5 protein-coding genes and 2 pseudogenes are annotated in these 4,219 nt (G+C 39.2%); 3 read left to right on the top strand and 4 right to left on the bottom strand.

The window, feature by feature from the left end; all coding sequences use genetic code 11:
• Both AC1DG9_RS24140 and cysQ read left to right on the top strand, forming a co-directional pair.
• Nucleotides 1-772, top strand: a 772-nt coding sequence (locus tag AC1DG9_RS24140; RefSeq protein WP_477635387.1) for a sulfotransferase family protein, incomplete at its 5' end; no start/stop codon positions are given.
• A 3-nt stretch (nucleotides 773-775) separates the two neighbouring features.
• A complete protein-coding gene (gene cysQ / locus AC1DG9_RS24135) occupies nucleotides 776-1,540 on the top strand; it encodes a 3'(2'),5'-bisphosphate nucleotidase CysQ (RefSeq protein WP_172662721.1) in 765 nt (254 codons plus the stop codon).
• Here the strand turns inward: cysQ and cysC are convergent.
• Nucleotides 1,537-2,082, bottom strand: coding sequence for an adenylyl-sulfate kinase (gene cysC / locus AC1DG9_RS24130; RefSeq protein ID WP_172662722.1), 546 nt, complete (start codon nucleotides 2,080-2,082; stop codon nucleotides 1,537-1,539). The two genes, cysQ and cysC, sit on opposite strands and share 4 nt — an antisense overlap.
• A gap of 44 nt (nucleotides 2,083-2,126) precedes the next feature.
• On the opposite strand from cysC, the gene AC1DG9_RS24125 reads away from it, so the two are divergent.
• Nucleotides 2,127-3,323: an MFS transporter gene (locus AC1DG9_RS24125; RefSeq protein ID WP_172662723.1), complete on the top strand. Its 1,197-nt coding sequence runs from the start codon at nucleotides 2,127-2,129 to the stop codon at nucleotides 3,321-3,323.
• Here the strand turns inward: AC1DG9_RS24125 and AC1DG9_RS24120 are convergent.
• The 3 genes and pseudogenes from AC1DG9_RS24120 to AC1DG9_RS24110 form a co-directional block, all read right to left on the bottom strand.
• Complete coding sequence (locus AC1DG9_RS24120) at nucleotides 3,297-3,794, bottom strand: diacylglycerol/lipid kinase family protein (RefSeq protein ID WP_477635386.1); 498 nt, start codon at nucleotides 3,792-3,794, stop codon at nucleotides 3,297-3,299. The genes AC1DG9_RS24125 and AC1DG9_RS24120 overlap by 27 nt on opposite strands.
• 75 nt (nucleotides 3,795-3,869) lie before the next feature.
• A pseudogene (locus AC1DG9_RS24115) lies at nucleotides 3,870-3,986 on the bottom strand (diacylglycerol/lipid kinase family protein); the annotation flags it as partial.
• Nucleotides 3,987-3,997: 11 nt separating this feature from the next.
• A pseudogene (locus tag AC1DG9_RS24110) lies at nucleotides 3,998-4,219 on the bottom strand (diacylglycerol/lipid kinase family protein); the annotation flags it as partial.

The following is a 4,219-nucleotide window of genomic DNA, read 5'->3' as shown; positions in this document are numbered from 1 at the left end:
CGAGATTTACGAACAATCAACACGTTATGATCTTTTAGAGATAAACAGGTTGGTATATGAGCAGGCTGCCATTAGTAAAGGTGCTAAGTATTGGTGCTGTAAAAGTATGGCAAACGTTCATTATGCTACAGAAATGGAAGATTTTGGACTAAACCTGAAATACATTTATCTGTACAGAGATGGGAGAGATGTAGCCTGTTCATTTAAGAAAGCTATTGTTGGCGAAAAACACATTTACCACCTTGCCAAGCAATGGAGCGAAGATCAGGCAGCTTGTTTGAAGTTAAGGGCAAGTTTGCCGGCAGAGCGCTTTTTCGCGCTTAATTATGAAACATTGATTACGGAACCGGAAAGGGTGATTAAGAAACTATGCCTTTATCTGGATATCGCTTATCATCCTGATATGCTTAAGTTTTATGATTCCAAAACCTCTAAACTTACTGCAGCAGCAGGCGAAATGTGGAGCAATCTGGAAAAGCCCATCATTAGTAACAATACCGGTAAATTTTTAGACGAATTTAAGGGCGATGATCTGGAGATCTTTGAACTGGTTGCCGGGGATGTATTGAGGGAATTGGATTACGAACTGGTTATTCAAAATGCTGATGTAAGTTTAATTGATGCCGATCATATTGCAGTTTACGACAAGGAAAATGCAATTTTAAAGAAAGAAGCCCTGCGGACTGCCAGACAAAGTGATTTAGATAACAGAGAAGGACAGGCCAAAATCCTTAAAGAAATTAAAGAAAGAGCGACAATAATTTTACCCTAAGCAATGAACATTACAGACATACAGCCACTAATTGACATCGCCATTAAAGCCGGAGAAGCTATTTTGGAGGTTTATAATGGAACACAGGAAGATTTTGGAATTACCAGAAAAGAAGACAATTCGCCGTTGACTGCTGCTGATCGTGTTTCGCATGACATCATTGTAGACGGCTTAACTAAGCTTTATCCGGAAATTCCAATACTATCTGAAGAAGGTGCTGATATTGAATATGCTGTTAGAAAAGAATGGAAGCAATATTGGTGTGTAGACCCACTGGATGGCACCAAAGAGTTCATCAGCAGGAATGGTCAGTTTACCGTTAACATTGCTTTTATGGAGCACAATAAGCCTGTAATTGGTGTAATTTATAGCCCTGTATTGAATGTGGTTTACTATGGAATTGTAGGAAAAGGAAGTTGGAAAATGACACCAGGTGAAGCCCCTGAAGCCATCAGTGTAGATCGGAAAACGAGTGAATGGATTGCTATAGGTAGTCGTTCTCATGCCGATGAGGATGAGGAGAATATCTTAAAAAAATACCCTGTAGTTAGTAAGCTTTCCATTGGTAGTTCATTAAAGTTCTGTTTAGTTGCGGAGGGTAAAGCGCAAATCTATTTCAGAAAAGGACCAACAATGGAATGGGATACTGCAGCCGGACAGGCAATAGCAGTAAGTAGTGGTGCAATTATGGTTAATGCAGATTTTGAAGAATTTGTTTACAATAAACCCTCGTTATTAAATCCCGGGTTTTATTGTAAAGTAAGTTAAGCGTTATCTGCTATCTTGTTTTTTACTGCGTTGTATAGCTGGTCACAGCATTGTTCAGCAGTAAAATTATCAGTATGAAGGATCAAGTCTGGTGTGGTTGGTCTTTCAAAGGCAGAGCTTATCCCTGTAAAGTTTTTTAAGGTGTTGTTGTGCGCTTGTTCGTATAGACCTTTAACATCTCTTTGTTCGCAAATATCCAGCGGACAATCGATAAACACTTCGAAATACATACCGCCCAGAATGTTTTTGGCTATTGTTCTATGCCCATTTAAAGGCGTAATAAATGAACAGATAACAATTACGCCGTTGGATGCAATTATTTTTGCGGTTTCAGCTGCCCGCCTGATATTTTCGGCTCTATCATCCATACTAAAGCCCAGATTATAGTTTAAGCCTTTTCTCATTTCATCCCCATCAAGTTTCATAGAAAAGAAGCCGGACTCATTTAATTGCTCCTCAAACAGATTCGATATTGTACTTTTCCCTGCTCCGGATAGGCCCATAAGCCATATCACCATGCCCTTTTGATGTGGTAATTTCATTAAACGAATGTATAAAAAAATAGTTTACTACCTTTGCAAGCTCAATGAATAATTCCACTACATCAGATCCTATATATAACCTTCCTTTTGCATTACTCTGCCTGAGTTCACTTTTATTTTCTGCCAGTTTTAATATGCTCATACCTGATTTGCCAGCTTACCTTAGTGGTTTGGGTGGTGCCGAGTATAAGGGTTTAATTATAGCATTGTTTACGCTTACGGCAGGTATATCTAGGCCATTTAGCGGAAAGTTAACCGACACCATTGGCAGGGTTCCGGTTATGGCGGTAGGATCTATTGTATGTTTTGTTTGCGGATTCTTATACCCTATACTGGGCACTGTTTCCGGATTTTTGTTTCTGCGTCTTATTCATGGTTTTTCGACCGGATTTAAGCCAACTGCTACTGCGGCTTACGTTGCAGATATTATTCCGAGGGAGCGTTGGGGAGAGGCTTTAGGAATACATGGTTTGTGTTTTAGTACCGGAATGGCCATTGGCCCCGCTATTGGTAGTTTTATTAGTGGCCTGTATTCAATAAATGTGCTGTTTTACAGCTCATCTGCTTTGGCGTTGCTTTCGATCATCATATTGATGAACATGAAGGAAACCTTGAAGGATAAAAAGAAATTCAGTTTATCTATTCTGAAAATATCACGCAAGGACATTATTGATGTTAGGGTATTACCTGCAGCTATTGTAACCTTGTTATCGTATGTAGGTTATGGTGTAATACTTACCTTAATACCTGACTGGAGTGGTTATATTGGACTGGCCAATAAGGGGATATTCTTTATGGTGTTTACCATATCCTCGTTGCTGATCAGGTTTATTGCCGGAAAAGTATCTGATAATTATGGCCGTTTGAATGTGGCAATCTGCGGATTGACCATTCTGTGTGCCTCGTTGGTCATCACAGGGTACGGCACTTCCGAAGCCGGTTTAATTACCGGAGCAGTAGTTTATGGCATAGGTGCAGGTGTTTTGTCTCCTGCATTAAATGCATGGACTATAGACCTTAGCCACCCACAACATAGAGGTAAAGCTATGGCAACCATGTATATCGCTCTTGAAGCAGGTATAGGTTTGGGCGCATTATTTGCAGGCTGGGCATATCAGGACGTGATCTTTATGATCCCATCCATTCTATATTGTACTGCCGGTGTTGCATTTGTGGCACTTGTGTATATGGTGATCTGGAAAAAGCGATCTATGTCATTTAGAGGGGACGATCGCGACTGATTTCTTGTTGTTAACTACAATTTCAAGCAAGCTATCCATGTTCTTTATTTTTACTTTTTCTGGTGTTTCTTTTATAATTTGATCATCAACGTGCGCATCCTTACATACTGTAAAAATAGCTGCCGTTTTGGATCTGATCGATTTAATGGTAAATACTCTTTCCTTACCTTCATGAATTACGGAGATATAATCAGATAATACTTTTCGTTTACTTTCGGCAACCATCAGTACATCAAAATATCCATCACCAGGGTCGGCATCTGGACTTAACTTTAAATTAGGCCCCAGGCTAGGGATGTTCATGACTTCAATCAAGAGGTATTTATCCTCAAAAACCTTGTGGTCTAATTCAATTGTGGCTTTAAAGGGTTTATATGTACTGCAGATTTTATGCAAGGTTTTGAGCGCCAGCTCAAATTCATCCTCAGGTGTTTTGATATGGTCGGTATTCATCTTCGTTAATTGCTTCATTAGTTTTGGAAAAACACCATATCCAAATGCCTCTATGAAAAAGAAAGTATCCTCTGGGGCAACTACCTGGCCTACATCAAACTTCTTTAAATGATAATTGTTCCAAGAGCTGACATTTGTATTGTTGTTGTTGCTAATATGGAGTGAGGTGGCAATGTTATTTGCAGTACCAAAGGGAAGCAGGGCAATTGGCCTTTTGTATTTTAACTGACATTTGTATTGTTGTTGTTGCTAATATGGAGTGGTTCCGTCTCCACCGGCAATTGCAATAAATTCCGTTTCTGGTTTAATATTTCCAATTGATTTCTTTTTAGAAGAAGTATAATCATCATTTTTCTTATCGTTCCGTCTCCACCGGCAATTGCAATAAATTCCGTTTCTGGTTTAATATTTCCAATTGATTTCTTTTTAGAAGAAGTATAATC

The sequence above is a fragment of the Pedobacter sp. 05L430 genome, assembly GCF_056397585.1.
This window is presented reverse-complemented; position numbering and strand designations above follow the sequence as displayed.

Excerpts from the sequence above, each read along its gene's own strand:
- AC1DG9_RS24120 (WP_477635386.1), bottom strand. The coding sequence starts at position 3,794 with ATGAAGCAATTAACGAAGATGAATACCGACCATATCAAAACACCTGAG.
- cysQ (WP_172662721.1), top strand. The coding sequence starts at position 776 with ATGAACATTACAGACATACAGCCACTAATTGACATCGCCATTAAAGCC.
- cysC (WP_172662722.1), bottom strand. The coding sequence starts at position 2,082 with ATGAAATTACCACATCAAAAGGGCATGGTGATATGGCTTATGGGCCTA.
- AC1DG9_RS24125 (WP_172662723.1), top strand. The coding sequence starts at position 2,127 with ATGAATAATTCCACTACATCAGATCCTATATATAACCTTCCTTTTGCA.